The sequence below is a fragment of the Armatimonadota bacterium genome (assembly GCA_017993055.1).
Lineage (GTDB): Bacteria > Armatimonadota > UBA5829 > DTJY01 > DTJY01 > JAGONM01.
In genome coordinates, this window is the sequence record JAGONM010000029.1 from 14,530 (window position 1) to 35,310 (window position 20,781).

Annotated in this window: 16 protein-coding genes; 14 read left to right on the plus strand and 2 right to left on the minus strand. The window is 60.1% G+C overall.

Annotated elements, in window-relative coordinates:
* Nucleotides 1–15: 15 nt before the first annotated feature.
* The gene (locus KBC96_11260) at nt 16–1,155 is read right to left on the minus strand and encodes a phosphodiester glycosidase family protein (protein MBP6964973.1); all 1,140 of its coding nucleotides are present in this window, start codon (nt 1,153–1,155) and stop codon (nt 16–18) included.
* Nucleotides 1,156–1,414: 259 nt separating this feature from the next.
* Here KBC96_11260 and KBC96_11265 point away from each other — a divergent pair, with 259 nt between their 5' ends.
* From KBC96_11265 to KBC96_11320, 12 genes are all read left to right on the plus strand, one after another.
* On the plus strand, nt 1,415–3,142 hold the full coding sequence (locus KBC96_11265; GenBank protein ID MBP6964974.1) for an ABC transporter ATP-binding protein: 1,728 nt from the start codon (nt 1,415–1,417) through the stop codon (nt 3,140–3,142).
* Complete coding sequence (locus KBC96_11270; GenBank protein ID MBP6964975.1) at nt 3,143–4,933, plus strand: ABC transporter ATP-binding protein; 1,791 nt, start codon at nt 3,143–3,145, stop codon at nt 4,931–4,933.
* A 79-nt stretch (nt 4,934–5,012) separates the two neighbouring features.
* Nucleotides 5,013–5,663: a phosphoribosyltransferase gene (locus KBC96_11275; protein MBP6964976.1), complete on the plus strand. Its 651-nt coding sequence runs from the start codon at nt 5,013–5,015 to the stop codon at nt 5,661–5,663.
* A 113-nt stretch (nt 5,664–5,776) separates the two neighbouring features.
* Nucleotides 5,777–6,619 (plus strand): carbohydrate-binding family 9-like protein, encoded by an 843-nt coding sequence (locus KBC96_11280; protein MBP6964977.1) that lies wholly within the window; start codon nt 5,777–5,779, stop codon nt 6,617–6,619.
* Between the two features lie 40 nt (nt 6,620–6,659).
* Nucleotides 6,660–7,346 carry a helix-hairpin-helix domain-containing protein gene (locus KBC96_11285; protein MBP6964978.1) on the plus strand — a complete coding sequence of 229 codons (687 nt, stop codon included), beginning with the start codon at nt 6,660–6,662 and terminating at the stop codon, nt 7,344–7,346.
* A 7-nt stretch (nt 7,347–7,353) separates the two neighbouring features.
* Nucleotides 7,354–8,952, plus strand: coding sequence for a ComEC family competence protein (locus tag KBC96_11290; protein ID MBP6964979.1), 1,599 nt, complete (start codon nt 7,354–7,356; stop codon nt 8,950–8,952).
* Nucleotides 8,927–9,832 (plus strand): MBL fold metallo-hydrolase, encoded by a 906-nt coding sequence (locus KBC96_11295; GenBank protein MBP6964980.1) that lies wholly within the window; start codon nt 8,927–8,929, stop codon nt 9,830–9,832. Before KBC96_11290 ends, KBC96_11295 begins: the two co-directional genes overlap by 26 nt.
* Nucleotides 9,833–9,970: 138 nt before the next feature.
* A complete protein-coding gene (locus KBC96_11300; GenBank protein MBP6964981.1) occupies nt 9,971–11,122 on the plus strand; it encodes a ParB/RepB/Spo0J family partition protein in 1,152 nt (383 codons plus the stop codon).
* Between the two features lie 142 nt (nt 11,123–11,264).
* Nucleotides 11,265–12,569: a DegT/DnrJ/EryC1/StrS family aminotransferase gene (locus KBC96_11305; protein ID MBP6964982.1), complete on the plus strand. Its 1,305-nt coding sequence runs from the start codon at nt 11,265–11,267 to the stop codon at nt 12,567–12,569.
* Nucleotides 12,566–14,068 carry an amidohydrolase family protein gene (locus KBC96_11310; GenBank protein ID MBP6964983.1) on the plus strand — a complete coding sequence of 501 codons (1,503 nt, stop codon included), beginning with the start codon at nt 12,566–12,568 and terminating at the stop codon, nt 14,066–14,068. The genes KBC96_11305 and KBC96_11310 overlap by 4 nt, the downstream gene beginning before the upstream one ends.
* Nucleotides 14,069–14,095: 27 nt before the next feature.
* Nucleotides 14,096–16,441: a cadmium-translocating P-type ATPase gene (gene cadA, locus KBC96_11315; protein MBP6964984.1), complete on the plus strand. Its 2,346-nt coding sequence runs from the start codon at nt 14,096–14,098 to the stop codon at nt 16,439–16,441.
* Nucleotides 16,442–16,603: 162 nt separating this feature from the next.
* The gene (locus tag KBC96_11320) at nt 16,604–17,254 is read left to right on the plus strand and encodes a ZIP family metal transporter (protein MBP6964985.1); all 651 of its coding nucleotides are present in this window, start codon (nt 16,604–16,606) and stop codon (nt 17,252–17,254) included.
* A gap of 67 nt (nt 17,255–17,321) precedes the next feature.
* On the opposite strand, the gene KBC96_11325 is transcribed toward KBC96_11320, so the two are convergent.
* Complete coding sequence (locus tag KBC96_11325; protein ID MBP6964986.1) at nt 17,322–18,059, minus strand: HAD family hydrolase; 738 nt, start codon at nt 18,057–18,059, stop codon at nt 17,322–17,324.
* 229 nt (nt 18,060–18,288) lie between these two features.
* On the opposite strand from KBC96_11325, the gene KBC96_11330 reads away from it, so the two are divergent.
* On the plus strand, nt 18,289–19,695 hold the full coding sequence (locus KBC96_11330; GenBank protein ID MBP6964987.1) for a sulfatase: 1,407 nt from the start codon (nt 18,289–18,291) through the stop codon (nt 19,693–19,695).
* Between the two features lie 82 nt (nt 19,696–19,777).
* Nucleotides 19,778–20,776, plus strand: a complete 999-nt coding sequence (locus KBC96_11335; protein MBP6964988.1) for a Gfo/Idh/MocA family oxidoreductase — start codon at nt 19,778–19,780, stop codon at nt 20,774–20,776.
* Nucleotides 20,777–20,781: the final 5 nt, after the last annotated feature.

Genomic DNA, 20,781 nt, shown 5'->3' on the forward strand with positions numbered 1-20,781 from the left:
CGGCACCGCATTCGGCTATTCGGACGGAGCAGCCGGGGGCTTTCTGAGCAGGATCAGCGCGTTCGCGAGGCTGCGCTCGCGTCCGTCGGATGGGACGTTCATCACCCTGCCGCCGAGCCAGAATGTTGAGGACCCTCCGCCGTCCAGGTTCATCGCGTCCGTGCACCCGAGCCGCCGCATGAGAGAGGCCATCTCCGCATTCGTCATCCCCGCGGAGAGACTCGGCTGCCGCCCGTCCACTACCACGAAGAAGAGGTAGTGCGCGTTCCACCCGATCATCGTCCGTGGGTGGCGGGGCTCGTTCGGCCCGAACGGCATCTTCTTCCCCTTCGCCACGAGGATCGGTCCGCCGCCGACCGCCACATCCACGCCGGTGAGGTCGGGCGATGTGGCGATGGTGAGACGGACGATGTCGCCGGCCTTCACCGACGGGACGGTCTCCATGAGCTTAGGCCCGAGCGACAGGATCATCGTGTCCGGCGTGAGCGACGTATCACTGCTCTCCTTCGCCTCGCGCACCCGCGCCCTGCACATTTGTCCCGGGCGGATGGGGAGCCACGGGTCCTCGACGCGTTCGAGCACCAACTCCCGGCCGCCGGTTGTGCGGGTGGACGGGCCGAGCGTCGGCGTGTAGAGAACCGCTGCGTCATCCCTGCGCTCCTCGTTCAGCCCGATAGGGGTCGTGCTCCCGTCCGGCCAGGTGATCTTCATCTGCGACAGGACCTCGCCGATCTGAGGCCTGCCGGATGGGTCTATCCAGAAGCTGGGCCCGGTCGGAGCGCTTACGAGCTCGCCGAGCACTATCTGGAGGCCGGTCGGATCACCCTGATACGGACCGACGGCTATCCGGTAGAAGTCGCCGTTGATGGCGGCAGCCGGCGTCCCGAGGTCCGAGGGCACCGAAGCCACATGCTTACTGATTCCGCTGAGCCCGTAGATCGTACCCTGCCCGAGCGTGGAGATCAGCCGGAAGTCTGGAGAGCGACGGTCAATCTTGAGAACGTGTATCGCCCAGGGTACGTCGCCGATCCGCTCGTGGGTGTACTGCAGACCCGGGCCTACCTCAGGGTAAGTGCGGTCAGACTGGGCGTGCAAAGGACCGGTGGCGATCCACAGAGCTATCAAGATGGGCACAAGCAGACTGCGTCTAGCCATTGACGGTACGCTCCCTTCCCGACAAGTCGGTTGACATTCAGAAGAGGGTTCGTCATGGCAATGCGGTTTTCATCTGTCCTGAGATGCGGAGTCTTTCGAGCGGTGCTGACGGCGGATGTCACGGAGGGAGATTCGATCTGTCTGGGGAATATCACAAAGGAAAGTCAACGCATGAGCTGCGGATCGTAGCCCCCGGAACTCTGACAACGCTGGCCTACGGTTCTCTGTTTCTCGTCTAACGTTGCAGGCGGAGTTTGTTATGCGTACCGTCAGAAGATTACTAACATTTGCCCTCAGGTACTGGCATTGGTTGCTTCTGACCGTCGCCTGCCTGATCACTGTCGCCGGCCTCGAACTACTCGCTCCCCAACTGATTAGGCTCATTGTCGACGATGCCCTCAAGGGCGGTCGCTACCACATGCTCCCATACTACGCTCTGGGGATTGTCGTCCTGGCGACCGTCACGGGGGTGTTTCGGTTCGGGCAGCAGTACTTCACGGAGTTTACCGCCCAGAAGACGATCTACGATATCCGTAACAGGCTTTTCGACCACATACAGAGGCTCTCGTTCAGCTACCATGATGAGGCGGAGACCGGCCAGCTTATCTCGAGGGCGACTTCCGACGTGCAGGCGCTCAGTCGCTTTCTGGGTCACGGCATCACCCACCTGGTGACCGATACCCTCGTGTTCCTGGGGGTGCTTACCATCTGTATCCTGATGAACTGGAGACTCGCGCTGGTAGCCCTGTCCACATCGCCGTTCCTGATCGCGGCGGTCTTCAAGTTCGGCGGGACGATCCGTCCGCTCTACACCGCAGTCCAGAACCAGCGCGGCGATATGACGACCGCCATCCAGCAGAACCTCATGGGCATCCGGGTAGTGAAGGCGTTTGCGCGTGAGGACCACGAGATCGAGAAGTTCGACAAGCAGTCCTACGCTCTGCTCGAGCGGAATATGGAGACGGCGGTGGTCTCCGCTAAGTACATGCCCTTCATGGATTTCACGACGGCGGTTGCCACGACTTTGATACTCTGGTACGGCGGAAAGCAGGTCGTCAACGGGACGCTGAAGCTCGGCGAACTGCTGGCATTCAATGCGTACCTGATGCGGCTGATCGGCTCTGTGCGGATGTCGGGCTGGATCGTCAACATGACTCAGAACGCCGTCGCGGCGGCGGACCGAGTCTTCGAGATTCTGGATACTCACCCTGAAGCGCACGTGAAGGACGGGACGAAGGTGCTCTCTACCTGCACTGGATGTGTTGAGTTCCGCGATGTGTCGTTTAGCTACGATGACGGGAGCAAGGTGCTTAGCAACGTCAGCCTCGATGTACAGCCGGGTGAGATGGTCGCCTTCGTGGGTCCTACTGGGTCCGGCAAGAGCACGATAATCAACCTGCTGCCGAGGTTCTATGATGTGACCGAAGGGGCGATCCTCATCGATGGTGTAGACATCAGGGACTACAAGCTGAAGTCCCTCCGCAAGCACATCGGTATCGTCGCGCAGGAGACGTTTCTCTTCGGCGACACGGCGAAGGAGAATATCGCCTACGGAAAGCCCGATGCCGACCTGGAGGAAGTCATCGAGGCGGCGAAGTCGGCGAATATCCACGACTTCATCGAGGGACTCCCTGAGGGATATGAGACTCAGATCGGCGAGCGGGGGGTCAACCTCTCGGGCGGTCAGAAACAGCGGTTCTCGATAGCCCGCGCACTGCTGATGAACCCGCCGATCCTGATCATGGACGACTCCACCTCAAGCGTTGATACCGAGACTGAACTGCTCATCCAGAAGGCGCTCGTATCGCTCACCGAGTCCCGCACGACGTTCGTCATCGCCCAGCGGATATCAACCGTCCAGCGAGCGAACAAGATCGTCGTCCTCGACAAGGGACGCGTGGTCGAGATGGGTACGCACAGGGAACTGCTCGCGAAGGGCGGCCTCTACAGAGAGATCTACCGTCTCCAGTTCGGTGGAGAGGAATAGATGGCCAAGCACGTATACGACGATGAAATACTGGGGAAAGCGTTTGATCCGAGGCTGGCGCGCAAAGCGCTCGTCTTTGTCAAACCCTACAAAGGCCTGCTGACCCTTGCAGCCATTGTGGTACTAGCTACCTCTGGCATCGGACTGATACAGCCGAAGCTGTGGAAGATGGCGATCGACGAGGGAATCGGAAAGCGCGACATGGATGTCGTGGTCAGAGTCGCGCTGATGTACCTCGGTGTTTTCGCCGTGCGCTGGGTCTTCCAGGTAATACAGACGATCGTCGTCCAGAGGTTGGGTCAGAGTGTGCTGCACGATATCCGCCACACCGTCTTCTCTCACCTGCAGAATCTATCTCTCAGCTTCTTTGACAAACGTGAGATCGGTCGGATTATCGCGCGTCTTACCAGCGACGTAGATGCCGTCAACGACCTGCTCACATCGAGCACGCTGTCGATCATCACGGATATCTTCATGGTCGTCGGCATCGTGGTCATTCTGGTACGGGAGAACCTGCAACTGGCGCTCATCACCTTCTCCCTGGTGCCTGTCATGGCGATCGTGACGAGTCTCTTCCGGGCCAAGGCGAGGCTGGCGTATCGGGACGTTCGCAGGAAGGTCGCGACCGTCACCGCATCGGTGGCCGAGAACGTGTCGGGCGTGCGTGTAGTCAAATCGTTCTCGCGGGAAGGCGAGAACCTGCGCCGGTTCAAGCAGGTCAACCAAGATAACCGGCAGGCCGTCCTGTATGCTGCCAGGATTCAAGCGGTCTTCGGCCCGTTGATCACCGTGCTGACCATGTGCGGCATCTGCGCGGTCTACTGGTACGGGGGACTGCAGGTCATCGCGGGGGTGCTCACCATTGGCGTGCTCGTAGAGTTCGCCGCCTACATGAATCTCTTCTATGCGCCTATCCGAGACATGAGCACCCTCTACCAGACCATGCAGGGCGCGATGGCCGGTGCCGAGCGCATCTTCGATATCCTCGACACCGAGCAGGAGATCAAGGATTCACCCAGCGCGAAGGACCTTCCGCAGATCAATGGATACGTCGAGTTCAAGAAGGTGGACTTCGCCTATGATGAGACGCCGATCCTCAGGGACGTCAGCTTCGATGTCGCCCCGGGGCAGACCGTCGCCTTCGTCGGCCCGACCGGCGCGGGCAAGACAACGATCATAAACCTGCTCGGCCGCCAGTACGACATCCGGGGTGGAAGCATCACCATCGATGGTCACGACGTCCGCGAGGTTACGATCAGGTCGCTTCGCCGACAGATGGGCGTGGTGTTGCAGGACGCGTTCCTCTTTCCGGGGAGCATCAAGGAAAACATCCGCTACGGGCGGCTTGAAGCGACGGATCAAGAGGTCGAGGCCGTGGCGATGACGGTCGGCTTGCACGAGTTCATCATGGAACTGCCCCAGAAATACGAGACCGATGTTCGCGAAGGCGGCACGAAGCTGTCCTCGGGGCAGAAGCAGTTGGTCTCATTCGCCAGGGCTCTTCTGGCGGATCCTCGAATCTTGATTCTCGACGAGGCGACGTCGAGCGTGGACACGCAGACCGAGGTAATCATCCAGCAGGCGTTGAGGGAATTGCTGAGGGGGCGGACGTCTTTCGTGATAGCTCATAGGCTCTCCACGATCGTCGAGGCGGACATGATACTCGTGATCGAGGGAGGAGAGATCGTGGAGCGTGGCACGCATCAGGAACTGCTCGATAGTGGCGGCGTCTATGCGAAACTGTACGATATGCAGTTTGAGGAGGTCTCTTCCGAGGCGCTGACCGAATGAGTTCCTGGACCGCGTTGGATGCTCTTTTCTTGGCGCGCTTCTCAAATGCTATTGGCACCCTGAACCATGGGAGTTCGGTATGATCTTCGACAATCGCGTTGACGCGGGGCGAAGGCTTGCTGGTAGACTGCGGGATTACGATGCCCCGGATGCCATCGTGCTGGCGATTCCGCGAGGCGGCGTTGTCGTCGGGTATGAAGTTGCAGCTGCACTGGGGGCGCCGCTCGATGTGATCATCCCGCGCAAGATCGGCGCGCCTGGTCAGTCTGAACTGGCAGTCGGGGCAGTCGCCGGCGAGAACATCGTTGTACTCGACGAGGAGGCGATCCGCCATCTTGGTGTCAGCGAATCCTACATCAGTGAGGAGGTGGCCCTCCAGAGAGAGGAGATTGCTCGCCGGAGGGTCGTGTACAGAAGCGGTCGGCCTTTTCCGTCTCTGAAGGGGAAGTCGGTGCTGCTGGTTGATGACGGTATCGCCACCGGTGCAACGATCGCGGCCGCCGCCCGCGAGGCTTATTCTCATGAGCCGAGTACGGTTGCGATCGCGGTGCCGGTCGCTCCTCCAGACGCGGTCTCGCGCCTCAGAACCGAAGTGGAGGATCTTATCGTGCTGGAGACGCCGGAACCGTTCTACGCTGTCGGTTCATGGTACTATCATTTCGAACAGACCACCGATGAGCAGGTGATCGAGCTTCTTCGGGCTGCAGAGAGCTGGCTATACCGAGAGTAGCTCTCGCTCGCCATCCGTCGGCGTCCTTCAGATGGGGCATGTGTCGCCGCGGTGAGTTCGGGCTGTGTTGCTTGCGATTCTTGTTCTCGGTTGAGGTGAAGGGAGTGATTGGCATGATAGCTTTCCTTATTGCGTTGTTGGCGATCGGTCAGGTGGTGGTGACCGTAGAGCCGCAGATTGTCAGCCCCAACCAGTGGTCGTATCTCGACGTGTACCGGGCGCCGTCCTGCATGCGTATTGACGGTGTGATCGGTGAGAAGGAGTGGGCGTTCGCGGCGGTAGGTAGTGGCTTCACGGAGTGCTTCCAGGCCGGATACAAGCCTGTTCACGCGACGTACGTCAGAGCGCTCTGGGACGATCGGTGTCTGTATGTCGCCTTCGAGTTTGAGGACAATGACATCTGGGGCACCTATACGAAGCGCGACGATCCGATCTACGTTGAGGAGGCGGCCGAGATGTTCATCGACCCCGACTGGACGGGACGGCACTACTGGGAGGTCAATGTCAGCCCTAGGAACACTGTTGCGGACCTGATGGTCATTGCGGCGGGTTGGCAGGGGCGCGCTTCCATTAGCAACAAGTACAACGTGCTGGGTCTGCACACCGGCGTCAAGGTCTACGGAACCGTGGACGATCGGACGGACGTGGACCGTGGGTGGACGGCGGAGTACGCGATCCCATGGACTGAGTTCAAGGGACGCGCCACGAACTCACCTCCACGGGATGGCGATTCTTGGCGGGTGAACTTCTTCCGCATAGACCGTCTTGGCCCGGGGGTGGAAGACGATCAGTTCCTGGCCTGGTCGCTGTCGCCGGGAGTATTCCATCAACCGAAGAACTTCGGGGTCCTGGTCTTCAGAGACTGTCCGGCCGGTCCCCGATCGGATCGTTGTGCAGGCAGCCCAGTGCCACATGCGTCATTGCGCTGCGCCGCCCCAGGTGATAGAATGCCGTGAAAAAACATCTCATGCCCTTCCTGTTGGAGGTGTAGTCGCAATGCCTGCATACAAGCGCCCTCAGATCGTGGTGCTTGTCCTCATCCTCGCCGCCGGTATCACCGCGTCCGTCGTGAACTTGGCTAGATCTCGTGCTGCCGGTTCGATCACAGGACCCGTGCGCTTGATCGAGCCGAACGGGGGTGGCGTCGAGACGGTGATTGCGGAGGAGGCTCCGGACGACCCGCCGGCATTCCGCATTCACGTTGCGGGAGAAGTGGCGAAGCCGGGCGTCTACGATCTGGAGCCTGGTACTAGAGTTGAGGACGCGATAGAGGCGGCAGGTGGCGCTACCTCGGGTGCCGACCTGGAGACGATAAACCTCGCCGAGAAGCTCTCGGACGGTCAGCAGGTGTACATCGCCCTCAAAGGCAAGACGCCGGCCCCGGCCACTTCCGTTGTGAGGGGAGGCGATCCCGGGCCGGGCGGGAAGCCGCCGGCACCTTCGGCTGGAGCGACCGCGTCGGCATCGGACAAGTTCAAGAATCCTGGCGACGGTACGGTCAGTGTCAACAGTGCAGGTGAGCAAGAACTCCAGAAGCTCCCGGGTGTAGGCCCCGCGATGTCCGGAAGAATCCTTGAGTATCGGCGCGAACACGGCGGATTCAAGTCGGTGGACGAGTTGGAGGAGGTCAAGGGCATCGGCCCGAAGACCCTCGAGAAGATGCGTCCATTTGTGAAGCTGTGAGGTTCGCATGAACCTCCATAGGCGGCCGCTGTTTCCAATCGCAGTCGTGTACATAGCCGGTATCGTTCTATCGGCCGAGACGCGTCTGCCTCCCTCAGTTGCTCTGCTCCTCGGAACGACCCTCGTCCTGGCGGCGGCCGTCATGCCGACCGGGAAGCTGCCCCGCGCCGTGGCACTGCTCGCTGCCGGAGTGTTTCTGCTTGGCATGCTCAGGACTTCCGCCGCTTGGGTGGTGCCTGCGGACGACGTATCGCGTCTCGCCGAAGGGAAGATGGTCCATGTCACAGGGGTTATCGTCTCCGACCCTGAGCCGCGGGATGACGGCAGCGTGAGGTTCGTCGTCCGCGCGGAATCGGCAGAGACCTACACGAGCCGATACCCGGTTACCGGAAGGGCGATGGTTTCCATCTACCGGTCAAGTTGGGAGGAGTCCGGTTCGGGCTACGTTCCCTTCCACGGGGACCGGGTGATGGTTCACGGCCGGCTCCGAGTTCCCGGCCCTGCCGCCAACCCGGATTCCGGGTCCTACGGAGATTACCTCATGCGGAGGGGTATATACTGCACGCTCTCTGCCTCGACCGGTGACATATCTCGCGTTGGGTTCGCCGGAGGTGGCGTCAGACACCTCGCGGCTGTGATGAAGCATGCCATCATGGGCAGGATTGCGCGAATGCTGCCTGGCGACAGGGGTAGTTTGCTGATCGGAGTCCTGCTCGGCAACTACGCTTCGTTGCCGCTCGGAGTGCAGTCAGCCTTCATGCGCACAGGGACCATGCACCTGCTCGCGGCTTCCGGATACAACTGCGGCGTGATCCTCCTGATATTCCGATGGATATTGCGCAGGCTGACCGTTCCAAGGGCGTGGATGCACATCCTGCTCATTGCGCTGCTGTGGGCCTTCGCGCTGCTTGTGGGCATGGGTCCTTCGATCGTGCGGGCCACGGCCATGGTGACGGCGTCTCTATCGGCGTATCTCCTGTGGCGGTCTCCTGATCTGTTGAACATCGTGCTGTTGTCGGGGCTGGTGATCCTCGGCGCGAACCCGCTCAATCTGTACGATGTCGGATTTCAGCTCTCGTTTGCCGCGGTGCTTGCAATCATCACGATAGCGCCGTTTCTGGAGCGGCTGATGGTGTCCTCGCCATCCCAGAACTCCGGCGGGGTGAAGAGTGCGGTGGCGAGGGGCGGCATCTGGGCGTGGAGGAATGTGTTCGCGGCCGTGACTCTCTCAGCCGCCGCGACGGTCGGCTCCGCGCCGATCACGGCGTACTATTTCAACTATGTCTCGGTCGTGTCAATCGCGGCGAATGCGGCGGTGGCGCTTCTCGTGGTGGCGTTGACGGCCTTCGGCTTGGCTTCGTTGAGCGCTTCTTGGATACCATTGCTTGGACCGTCGCTGGCGGTGTTCAGTTCGTGGACGGCGGGCTCGATGCTCTGGGTCGTGACGGTGATGGGCGACCTGTGGTGGGCATCGTGGTCGGTCCGATCACCGTCATGGATAGTGATTCTGGCCTACTATGTCGGCCTCATGGTGTTGGTGGAGTTGACTCATCGCCGCAGACACGGCCCGGTTCGTGATAATGACAGACACCAGAATGCCTCGTAAGGGACTGCTAGTCGCAGGTCTGCTGATCCTGCTGACCGTGGGCTGGGCGCTTCTAAGGGTCTTCGTTGTCCACGGGGGCGATGCACTCGAGATTGCGTTCCTGAGCGTCGGTCAGGGAGACTGTGCCTTCCTGCGCACCCCTTCGGGTCGCACGATGCTCATTGATGGTGGGACTGACGGTGGAAGCGACGTCGGGTATAACGTCATCGCGCCGTTTCTCAGGCGAAAGGGAGTGAATCGCATTGATGTGCTGGTGCTTAGCCATCCCCATGCGGATCATCTGTCGGGACTCGTTGCAGTGGTGCGCGAGTTTCGGGTCGGTATGGTGCTCGATCCGTGCATCCCGCATCCTTCGCCCCTCTACAGTGAGTTTCTGCAGGTGGTGAAGGATCGTGGAGCTCTCTACCGGCAGGCCGTAAGAGGTCAGACGCTTGACCTCGGCGACGGAGCAAAGGCTGAAGTGCTGAATCCGCCTAGCCAGCGGCTGTCGGGCACTCAGGATGATGTCAACAACGGCTCAGTGGTGCTTCGCTTCTCATCCCAGGGGCATCGCATCCTGTTCGCGGGTGATGCGGAATATGATGCCGAGATGGACATCATGCGGTCGGGGATGAACGTGAAGTGCGACGTGCTCAAGATCGGTCACCATGGCGGCAACGATGCAACCTCCGCTGACTGGCTCGATGCTGCTCGGCCGAAGATTGCGGTGATTAGCGTCGGGCGCAGCAACTCCTTTGGCCACCCTCAGAGAGAGGTTCTGTCGCGACTGGAAGCGCGTGGAGTGCGAATATACCGTACCGATCACCACGGTGCCGTCACGGTGCGGTTCGTAGGCGGCGCCATGACGGTTCGAACCACACTCTCGCGCGCGGGATTCTAGCGCGCCAGTACTACCCCATGAACCCGGTAGAAATGCCGTTTTTTGGCCAGTAGGCGGGGCAAGGGCTATCAGAAGAACTGGACCGTCCGATAATATCATTTGGGAGTCTTGGCTCCGGGGACGCTTGGGGGTGCAAACTTGCAGAGTATCAGCATCGAACAGATCACCACGAACAGCAAACAGCCCAGACAGACCTTCTATGAGAGCAGTCTGGAGGAACTGGCGCAGTCAATTAGGGAGCGCGGCGTTCTGGAACCGATTGTTGTGCGGCCAAAGGACGGCAAGTATGAGATAGTGATGGGTGAGCGCCGATACCGAGCTAGCCAACTTGCCGGACTGAGTGAGATTCCGGCGGTGGTGCGCGATATGACCGATGAAGACGCCGCCGCGGACGCGCTCCTGGAGAACTTCCAGCGGGAGGACCTGAACCCGATTGACCGCGCAAAGGCTATTGAGAGCCTGCTCAGTTTCATGACGTGGGACAGGTGTGCAAAGACGCTGGGAGTGAGCGAGAGTACGCTCCGCCGGCATCTTGAACTTCTAGAACTTCCGGACGAGGTTCAGCGCGAACTCGTCGAATCTTTCAATGGCTCATCCGGCGCGTCATTCAGCGAGGCCCATGCCCGGCTTCTCAAGAGCCTCAACTCGGATCGGTCGCTGCAGTCTCGCCTTCTGCGAAAGATCAAGGACGAGAATCTCTCAGTGGGCGAGACGCAGAAGATTCTGGACGCGATCCGCGAAGTTCCTGCCAAGACCGAAGCCTTCCTGCGCGTGCCCATCCGCGTGATCGAGGAGATGCTGAAGCAGATCGGGAAGGCGCAGAAGAAGACGAAGCCGTTCAAGGCACAAACCTCCAAGCAGCACGTTCAGGCGTTGGAGAAGGCGGCGGACCAGCTTGCGGAGTTGGCCGACGAGCGGCTCATCGAGTATCTCAAGATGGACGAGATGAACCAGTTGTTGAGCACGTGTGACACGGCTTTCCGAGAACTGGAGGGCTTCTGCAACAGGCTCAGATGCGCACTTCGGAAGGACGATCACGGATTCAAGGAAGTGTATATCCATTGCCCACTATGCGGCCGCATAGAACTGGTCGGCAGCATGAGGTGTGCCGTCTGTTGGACGGTTCTCCGAAGGTGCGTGGACTGCGGTCTGTATGATGAGGCATACCAGCGCTGCTCGGTTTCAGGGGATTACGTCTACCTCTCTGAGGCTGAGTCCCCGCAGGACAGCTCAGCTTCGTACAAGTGCGAGAACTACAAGCCGAAGTTCGAGCCGCGCAAGGCGGCATAGACGTCATCGGTGGCTCGTCACCTCATACCCAAGTCCTGAGGCCCCGGTTCTCCCGACCGGGGCCTCAGTCTCGACTGATCGCCTGCGGGTTCAGTATTCGGCAGAGGACTTTTGTGGCGGCATCTGTAACCTAACTCCAGACATGCGGGCGGCGACGCCCGCGCAAATCAGACGATGCGAGGTGGCTGCATTGAACGGGGAGAGACTGGCGATAGACGGCGGCACGCCGGTTCGCACGGACCCACTGCCTTCGGTGAGCGGGAAGTCCGGTCGCGGTTTCGGCGAAGAGGAGTTGTTGAATCTTCGAGAAGCTATTGAATCGGGCAATCTGTTCCGGTACGGCGGTAAGTTCGTGATGAAGTTCGAAGAGGATTTCTCGAAGATGCTCGGGGTCAAGCACTCGGTGGCCTCCACATCCGGCACTTCCGCCATACACATAGCGGTCGGAGCGGTCAATCCAAATCCGGGGGATGAGATCATCACGGCTCCGATCACCGATATGGGCACTCTGGTCGGCATACTCTTTCAGAATGCCATACCCGTGTTCGCGGATCTCGATCCGAAGACGTATACCATGCTTCCGGAGAGCATTGAGGAGCGGATAACCGAGAAGACCAAGGCGATCATTGTCGTGCATCTTTTCGGTCAGTCCGCCGATATGGACCCGATTCTGGAGATCGCGCGCAGACACAATCTGAAGGTGATCGAGGACTGCTGCCAGGCATACCTTGCGGAGTACAAGGGTCGTCTCGTGGGCACGATGGGAGACATTGGTTGCTTCAGCTTGCAGCAGTCGAAGCACATGGCATCCGGCGACGGTGGGATCACTGTAACGAACGATGATGACCTGGGGCGGAGAGCCGCCCTGTTCTCGGACAAGGGATGGCCCAGGGAGCCCGGCGCTCGCGACTACCCGTTTCTGGGCATCAACTACCGTATGAACGAGCTCACCGGCGCGGTGGCCTCCGCGCAGGTCGGGAAGGTCGAAGATGTCGTGCGCAGGCGCAGGAAGATCGCTGAGGCGATTACGAGAGGCATCTCGGATGCGCCCGGCGTCAAGGTTCCGGTCGTGAGGGAAGGCTGCAAGCATTCCTGGTGGCAGTACGCGATAACGATTGACGAATCGGCGCTGACGTGCACTCCGGTCGAGTTCGGCCAGGCTCTCACGAAGGAAGGGATTCCGGCCGGTGTTGGGTACATCGGCAAGCCTATATATATGAACCCGATATTTCTGGACACCATGACCTACGGCGACTCCGGATGTCCCTTCACCTGTCACCGTGCCAACAAGCGCGAATACAGGGAGAGCGATTGCCCCAACACGATGGAGATTCTGAGGACTATCGTCATTCTCGCCTGCAACGAGTTCTACACCGACCGGGATGTGGATGACATAGTCGCTGCTGTCCGAAAGGTCGCGCACCACTTCGCACGGAGAGAAGCATGAACTACCAGGTGATAGACTCGGATACGCATTTCGGCTCGATGCCGTATCGAGATACCGATGTGTCGGTGGAGAAGCTGAAGTCCTTGATGAGCCGGTATGGTGTTGCGGCGGCTCTAGCCTACTCGCTCAAGGGGGTTGCATACGACTTCACGGAAGGCAACGACGAGACGCTGGCCGTCTGTCGGGCGAACCCGGAGTTGGTGCCGGTGGCGACCGTGGATCCCCGTCGCCACCTGGGCGTATTGGAGGAGATCGGCAGGCGAAGGAGCGAGGGTTTTGTCGCCTTGAGGCTCTTTCCAGAGCAGCAAGGATGGAAGATAAACTCCATATTGTCCAAGCCGATTATGGCGGAGTGCGAGCGCCTCGGCATGCCCCTGATAGTGTCCGGCGCGGGTGCGGGCGGCCCTACCGATGTGCTGGCTGCAATCAAGGATACCACCGTGCCCGTGATCGTCACAGGGGTGGGGTACTTCAATCTCGCCGAGGGCATAGCCGCGGCCCGCGAACATCCGAGCATGCTCCTGGAGGCGCAGATCAACGATACGCCTGATTCAATGCGGGTTACGGTCGATGCCATTGGGGCCGATCGGGTGGTGTATGGATCGAACAGCCCGTCGCTCTCGATGCGTGCCTCGCTCAATGGCGTAGCGGAAGCCGAGTTGACGGATGATCAGAAGACCCTGATATTCGGCGGCAACCTGAGGCGCATCCTGGGAATCGGCGTTCGTGACTTGAGCTTGAGTCTGGATCATCCCTTTGAGGGCATTCCGATCATTGACGTGCACTCGCACTACGGCAAGTGGCCGTTCCCGATGAGGCGGGGGGGGATCGAGTACTCTCTCGAACTCATGCGGCGGCGTGGCATCAACAAGACTATCATGTCATCCAGTTACGCGATCGTCTATGATTTTCGGGAGGGGAACAAGCAGATGGCCGATGCCATTCAAGGCCACCCGGAACTGCTCGGGTATGTTACCGTCAATCCGAACTACTTCGAAGCCTCTTGTGCAGAGCTCGAGGAATACCTGGCGCGGCCGAACTTCGTCGGGGTGAAGATTCATCCGGCGTACTGCAGACTCGGGATCAACTCCGCCAAGACCCTGGCTCTCCTGCGCGAGATTGAGAAATACCGCAGGCCTGTGCTGATACACACCTATGGCGCGGGGACGCCGTCTCAGATTCAGTCTGTAGCGCGCGAGTGCCCCGAACTGCCGTTCATCATGGGACACGGCGGCGCGGATGCCTGGAGAGAGGCCGCCGAAGTCATCAGGGATACCGAGAACGTCTACATGGAGTTCTGCTGCAGCGGGCTGGAAACAGACAAGGTGGGGCGTTCGGTGGGGATCGCCGGCGCGGAGCGTATTCTATTCGGCACCGACCTGGATCTGATCCATCCGGGGTTTATAGCGGGATCCTACGAGGAAGCCTCTCTCGGAACTGAGGATCTGGAGAGAATACTCTATAGAAATGCGGTATCCCTGTTCGGCGTTCAACCGTAGACCAAGGCTTCCGCGTAGGGTTGTCTGATGCATGTCACCAAGACGCTGAGTCTTCGGGTGGTGCTTCCTCCTGCCGTAGAGGAGTGCGACCGATGCGTGGAGCGGCTGAGGGATGCCCTGCTGCAGATGAGCGGCGTATCGTCTGCAGATCTTGACCGCGAAACCTCGACCCTTCTTCTCGGGTACGATCCTCATTCAGCAAGTATCGAAGAAGTCGAACGGCGAGCGAGGCGTATCGGCATCGAGTTGGAGCAGAACCTGCGCCACGAGACGCTCACCCTGGTGGGCCTTGACTGTCTCGACTGTGCCCTTAAGGTGGAGAAGGGCGTCGGCAGAATGCGCGGCGTCTTGTGGGCTTCGACCAACTACACTGCGGGGAAGATCAGCGTCGAGTACGAACCCACTGAAGTCGACATCTCTGCTATCCGGAAGCGAATCCGCGAACTCGGTGTCGATCTGGATAGTACCGATGCGGCCGATGACAGGACAGAAGCGCATCGCCGTGGGTTTTTCCAGATTGACGGAAGGACCGCGTTGACGGCCATCGCCGGGGTCGCGATCCTGGCTGGCTTGTTGACTTCCTTCTCCGGGTGGGACGCCCCGTCTCAAGCGCTGTATGCTGTTGCGGGGCTTGCCGTAGGCGCATACGCCGTTCGCGGCGCCTACTACAGCCTCCGTTCCCTTGTTCTGGACATGAACGTCCTCATGACGATCGCGGCTGCGGGCGCGATGGTGATCGGCGAATGGTTCGAGGCCGCGGCCGTCATGTTCCTGTTTGCGCTGGGAAACACGCTGGAAGCGCGCTCCATCGAACGTACAAGGCGTTCGATACGATCTCTGGCGGACCTCTTTCCTCCGCGGGCGACTGCCATCCGCGGAGGTAAGGAGGAGTCGGTTGAGATTGCCCGACTCCAGGTTGGCGACTTGATGGTCGTACGTCCCGGTGAGAAGATCGCGACGGACGGTATCGTCACGAGCGGCGTCTCGTCCGTTAACCAGGCTGCGGTCACAGGGGAGTCCGTCCCAGTTGAGAAGTCCGTTGGCGACGCAGTGATGGCGGGATCCCTCAACCAGCAGGGCGCGCTTGAGGTTCGCGCGACGGCGACCTCATCGGACAATACACTTGCTAGGATCATCCATCTCGTGGAGGAGGCCCAGGCGGAGAAGGCCCCGACTCAGCGCTTTACGGAGATCTTTGGACGATACTACACTCCTGCCGTCATCATCCTTGCAGGCGTCGTCGCTGGCGTCTGGCCGCTTATCGCGGGAGTCACGCGGGTCGAAGCGGTCTACATCAGCCTGACGCTGCTGGTTGTCGCCTGTCCGTGCGCTCTTGTGATCTCGACCCCGGTGGCGATCATCTCAGCGATCGGAAACGCCGCGCGGAACGGGGTGCTGATAAAGGGTGGAGCTCATCTTGAGACCGCAGGCCGTCTGGCCGCTATTGCGTTCGACAAGACCGGAACGCTCACTACCGGCAAGTCGTCGGTGACGCATATCATCCCCTCGGCAGGCTCGACCGAGGAGGAGGTGATACGGGTAGCCGCAGCCGTTGAGAGCAGATCAGAACATCCGATTGCGACGGCGATTGTCGCTGAGGCAAGGCGCAGAGACATCACCTCGAACGAGATCACGGCTTTCGAAGCTCTGCCGGGCATGGGAGCATCAGGGGTGCTCGACTCCGCGCGGGCCGCGGTAGGGAATGCCAGGCTGATGTCGAATCTGGGAATAGACTGCGGGGCTGAGGCCGAGACGGTAGCCCGCCTCGAGGAAGAGGGGAATACCGCTGTTCTCGTTGCGACGCGCGGTCGGATCGTCGGCGTTGTCGGGATCGCGGATACTGTTCGGGAGTCCGCTCGGGATATGTTTGCGCAGCTGCAGAAGAGCGGCATCGCCCGCCTGCTCGTGCTCAGCGGAGACAACGAGTCGGCGGCGCGTCGGGCGGCGCTCCGCCTTGGCGCCGACGAATACTACGGGGGGTTGCTGCCGGAAGACAAAGTGGACATCGTCCGAAGACTCATCAGGCAGTACGGCAGAGTGGCAGTGGTGGGCGATGGTGTGAACGATGCTCCTGCACTGGCTGTCTCAAGTCTGGGGATCGCGATGGGAGCGGCCGGCTCCGATGTCGCCTTGGAAGCCGCCGACGTTGCGCTCATGTCGGACGATCTCCGCAGGTTGCCCTACGCGATCCGCCTGAGCAGAAGGACACTCTCCGTGATACGCCAGAACATCGCGTTCTCGCTTCTCGTGATTGTCGCCCTGATCGGCACGACTCTGGCGGGGAATCTCCGCCTGTCGTTTGGGGTTTTCGCGCACGAAGGCAGCGCTCTTCTGGTGATAGCGAATGGTATGCGCCTGCTGAGATACAAGTAGCCGCGATGTGCCTGCAAGGGAGGTAGTGACATCAACCTTCAAGAGTTATCAACGTCAAACACAGTCGTCCTTCGCTCTGTCATCGCCATTCTTGCGGCCGCCGTCGGTGGGCTCTTCGCAATCGGCCGCAGAGAGGTGGGCCACAGGGTTCTGTGCGCACTGGTGAGTTTTGCGGCGGGATCGCTTCTCGCGGTGACCTCCGCGCATATCGTGCCGGAGACCGTGGAACTGATTGGCCCGTGGATAGCCGCGGCGGCGCTCTTGGCGGGCATTGGCCTGTTTGCCGGGATCGGGCGGTATGTATCCGTTGTCTGCCCCGCATGTGCGGCCTCAGCCAGCGAGAAGGGTTACCTTCGGCTGGGTGTTCTCTTGATGGTGGCGATGGGCATCCACAGCACGGTGGACGGCCTTGCAATAGGGGCCGGTTCGGCCGCGACCTCGACCGTTGGGGCGATGATCCTGATAGCGGTTTCGTACCACAAGGTCCCGGAGGGCCTGGCGCTTGTGAGCATTGCGAGACTTGCCGGCTATGGGCGGTGGACGGCGCTCGGGATAATGGTGCTGATTGAGTTCACGACCGCGCTCGGGGCGCTGATCGGGCTTGTGTTCGTGCCTGGCGAGTCACCGATTGTGCTTGGGATCGTGCTCGGTCTCGTTGCCGGAAGCTTCGTCTACACGGTGGGGTTCGCTCTGCTGAAGGAGATGTACGCGCACGAGAAGGGTTCGATACTAGTCTACGTCGCGCTCGGGTTCATCTCGATGCTGGCGGTCGGAACGTTCTTCGCACACGTCGGGTTGCAGCATATGCACTGACGGGATAGTGAACGGTTGAGGGAGGCGTAAAGACCCGGACCCTGCGTCGTCCTCGACCTGGTATTCCCTACATGATCTCAATATCTCCCACCGAGGCAAGCACTCGAGTCGGGCGGTAGGCGAACCGCTCGACCTCAGTCTCGGAGGTGACTCCGGTGAGCACCAGAATCGTCTCCATGCCCGTCTCGATCCCCGTGACGATATCTGTGTCCATCCGATCGCCGACCATCACGCTCGACTCGGAGTGCGCGTCGAGGAAGTTCAGTGCGCTTCGAATCATGAGGGGGTTCGGCTTGCCGATGAAGTAAGGTTTGACCCCGGTGGCCGCCTCAATGAGCGAGGCCATCGCACCGCACGCTGGGGTGACGCCCTTCTCGGACGGACCAGTCGGATCGGGATTCGTGGCAATGAAACGAGATCCCGCCGCTATCAGACGGATCGCTTGGGTGACCTGCTCGAAGTTGTATGAACTGGTCTCCCCGAGCACCACGTAGTCGGGGTTGGAACTGGTCAGCACATAACCGACATCGTGGAGCGCGCTCGTGAGACCCGATTCCCCGATGGCAAACGCCGTGCCTCTCGGACGCTGTTTCGCCAGGAATCCTGCGGTCGCCATGGCCGATGTGTAGAGTCTGTCCTCGGGCACGCAGAGGCCGACGCTCGCCAGGCGGTGCTGGAGATCCCGGGGCGTGTACTGCGGATTGTTGGTCATGATCAGAAATTTCGTCTCGGTCTCCAGAAGACGACCGATGAAGTCCTGCGCTCCGGGAATCGGTGTCCGACCCCGTACGAGCACTCCGTCCATATCGAGCAGGTAGCTCTTATTCCTCAAGCACATCCTCCATAGCGGTGATCTCCACGCCTGCAGCACTATCATTCAGCATAGTGGGGCGCTTATCCTCGTGAGTGATGTTCGACCGCGGCACAAATGGATGATCATACGTCACGTGTTCGGGGAAGGTATCGTCGCGCAGAGCTAGAACAATGCTGTGAGAGTCCGGCTCATAAGACAATCATGGACTTACGGAGTGGAGATGAAGAAGAGACCGAATCTGATCTTGTTTGGCATTGACAGCCTGCGTGCGGATCACATGAGTCTTTACGGTTACGATCGGCTGACCACGCCGCACATTGACAAGCTTGCCTCGAAGGGTGCTGTGTTCGAACAGTGCTATAGCCCGAGCATCCCGACGACGCCGGGTTACACCTCGATGTTCACGGGTCTTGACGTCTTCGGCACGGATGTCGTTGCGCTGCGGCACGAGGGACCGCTTGGCGGCCATATGAAGACGCTGGCTGAGATACTGGGCGACGAGGGTTTCAACACTACCTGCGTCGGTTTCAGCGGCAACCCGGCTTCGAGAGGCTTCCAGAAGTATCTCGATTTTCCAGGCTGGGGGTCGAACGAGGAAGGCCGCAGTCGGAAGGCCGAGAATCTCAATGCCGTGGCCATTCCTGAGTTGAAGGCTCTTGCGGCCGAGGACAATCCGTTCTTTCTCTTCCTGCGGCACATGGACCCGCATTCGCCCTATCTGCCGCCGCAGCCGTTTGAGCGTATCTTCTACGATGGTGACGAGTTCGACCCGAACAACAGATCGCTCGATCCCGTAATGGCATTCAAGCCTTTCTGCGACTACTTCGCCAGTTGGTTTCCGCCGCACTGCAAGGACAAGGATTATATCATCGCGCAGTACGACGGCGCCATCGCCTACATGGATGCCTGCATCGCCAACCTCTTCGCCACAGTGGAGTCGCTGGGCATAGAGGAGGATACGCTGATCGTCATAGACTCGGATCACGGCGAGACGCTTCACGATCACGAGTGCTGGTACGACCATCACAGCATGTACGACCAGACGCTACACATCCCGCTTGTGTTTCACTATCCGGGCAAGGTCAAGCCCGGCCAGCGCTTCAGCGACATCGTTCAGATGAAGGATGTTACGCCGACGATCCTCGATCTGCTCGGCGTCAAGGTCAAGCCCAAGTTCGATGGCCGCAGCCTGGAACCGCTTATGCAGGGCAAGTGCCGAGAGCCGGAGCCCGAGTTCTACATCACTGAGTGTACGTGGATGCGGAAGCATGGATGGCGGACCCCGGAGTGGAAGCTGATCCACGCGCTCGAGCCCGACTTCCACTTCAAACCGGAGGTCGAGCTGTACAATCTGGTGAAGGATCCTGGCGAAAACTGCGATATAGCTGAAAAGGAGCCCGAGGTAGTCGCAATGCTGGAGTCCCGAATGCAGTCCTGGATCAATAAGCGCGAGAAGGAGACCGGCCGCACCAATCCGATCTACACGAACCTCAACTGGCACGGTCACGGCGCGCCGTTCGAGTCGTCTCAGCAGGCATACGACACCCTGCACATCGGATCCCCGAAGGCTGCTGAGGCGCTCCAGGCCAAGGAACTTCAGACCCAGCGAGGGCAGAAGGAGCTGTAGGAAGGAGTAATCAGTCGCGATTGTCAGGAAATTGTCCAATGCCTGTGGACTGATAGCTGCAGTTGATGACTGACCACCAGTCATGTTGCGTGTATGCGTAATCGGAATGGGGCCGATCGGAAACCTCCATGCCGATATCTACAAGAATGATGACCTGGCTGAGCTTGTCGGGGTGTGCGACATTATTCCCGAGCGCGCTCAGGCCGCCGGGGAGCGTCTGGGCGTTCCCTGGTTCCTCAGTGCCCCCGAGATGCTGGCGGCGCTCTCTCCGGACGTCTGCAGCATTACTACTGGCGGGTACGAGTATTGCAGCGACCATTTCGAGCCTGCGGTTCAGGCCGTGGAGGCCGGCGCGCATATCCTGTGCGAGAAGCCGATATGCAATGACCTGGGGCAAGCCAGAGAGATGGTGCGCCTTGCAAGCGCCCGCAAACGGTGCTTCGGGATAGACTTCAACCACCGCTTCACTCCGGCCGCGCGCCTGGCGAGGGAGTGGCTCGACGAGGGCTCCGTAGGTGAGCTGCTGTTCTGCAACATGGCGCTCTGGATCGGAAAGAAGGGAGAGTTCGAGTCGCCGTACTATCATCTGAAGGCGCTGAATCCCCATTCAGTGGACATGATGAGATACTTCTGCGGGGACATAGCCCGTGTGCAATGTTTCGCGATGAAGGCTGGCGGGCGGAATATCTGGTCAACCGCCTCGATGAACATGCAGTTCGCCGGCGGCGCTGTGGGGCATCTCACAAGCAGCTACGATATCGGCCGGGGACATCCGATGGAGCGGTGCGAGGTCGCCGGTATCAACGGTCGTTTCGTGCTCGAGGATATGTGGCGCGAGGCGACTCTCTTCCCGTCGGACAGCATGGTGAAGCGGGTCTACACCAATCCGGTCTTTGGCGGCTACAGGGACTTCCGCGATACGTTCCGAGAGAGGATCCACTGCTTTCTCAAGCAGGTTTCCGAAGGTGTGCCTCCGGATGAGATCGACGGTTCCGGCGCGGACGGTCTGGCCGCGCAGGGCGTCATCCACGCCGCGATCGAATCGTTGAACACCGGGCAGGTGGTCGAAACGGAGGGCTGAGAGTC

Bases quoted from the DNA above. Each gene is read 5' to 3' on its own strand.
- KBC96_11260 (MBP6964973.1), bottom strand. From the start codon at position 1,155: ATGGCTAGACGCAGTCTGCTTGTGCCCATCTTGATAGCTCTGTGGATC.
- KBC96_11265 (MBP6964974.1), top strand. From the start codon at position 1,415: ATGCGTACCGTCAGAAGATTACTAACATTTGCCCTCAGGTACTGGCAT.
- KBC96_11270 (MBP6964975.1), top strand. From the start codon at position 3,143: ATGGCCAAGCACGTATACGACGATGAAATACTGGGGAAAGCGTTTGAT.
- KBC96_11275 (MBP6964976.1), top strand. From the start codon at position 5,013: ATGATCTTCGACAATCGCGTTGACGCGGGGCGAAGGCTTGCTGGTAGA.
- KBC96_11280 (MBP6964977.1), top strand. From the start codon at position 5,777: ATGATAGCTTTCCTTATTGCGTTGTTGGCGATCGGTCAGGTGGTGGTG.
- KBC96_11285 (MBP6964978.1), top strand. From the start codon at position 6,660: ATGCCTGCATACAAGCGCCCTCAGATCGTGGTGCTTGTCCTCATCCTC.
- KBC96_11290 (MBP6964979.1), top strand. From the start codon at position 7,354: ATGAACCTCCATAGGCGGCCGCTGTTTCCAATCGCAGTCGTGTACATA.
- KBC96_11295 (MBP6964980.1), top strand. From the start codon at position 8,927: ATGACAGACACCAGAATGCCTCGTAAGGGACTGCTAGTCGCAGGTCTG.
- KBC96_11305 (MBP6964982.1), top strand. From the start codon at position 11,265: ATGCGGGCGGCGACGCCCGCGCAAATCAGACGATGCGAGGTGGCTGCA.
- KBC96_11310 (MBP6964983.1), top strand. From the start codon at position 12,566: ATGAACTACCAGGTGATAGACTCGGATACGCATTTCGGCTCGATGCCG.
- cadA (MBP6964984.1), top strand. From the start codon at position 14,096: ATGCATGTCACCAAGACGCTGAGTCTTCGGGTGGTGCTTCCTCCTGCC.
- KBC96_11325 (MBP6964986.1), bottom strand. From the start codon at position 18,059: ATGGACGGAGTGCTCGTACGGGGTCGGACACCGATTCCCGGAGCGCAG.
- KBC96_11330 (MBP6964987.1), top strand. From the start codon at position 18,289: ATGAAGAAGAGACCGAATCTGATCTTGTTTGGCATTGACAGCCTGCGT.
- KBC96_11335 (MBP6964988.1), top strand. From the start codon at position 19,778: ATGTTGCGTGTATGCGTAATCGGAATGGGGCCGATCGGAAACCTCCAT.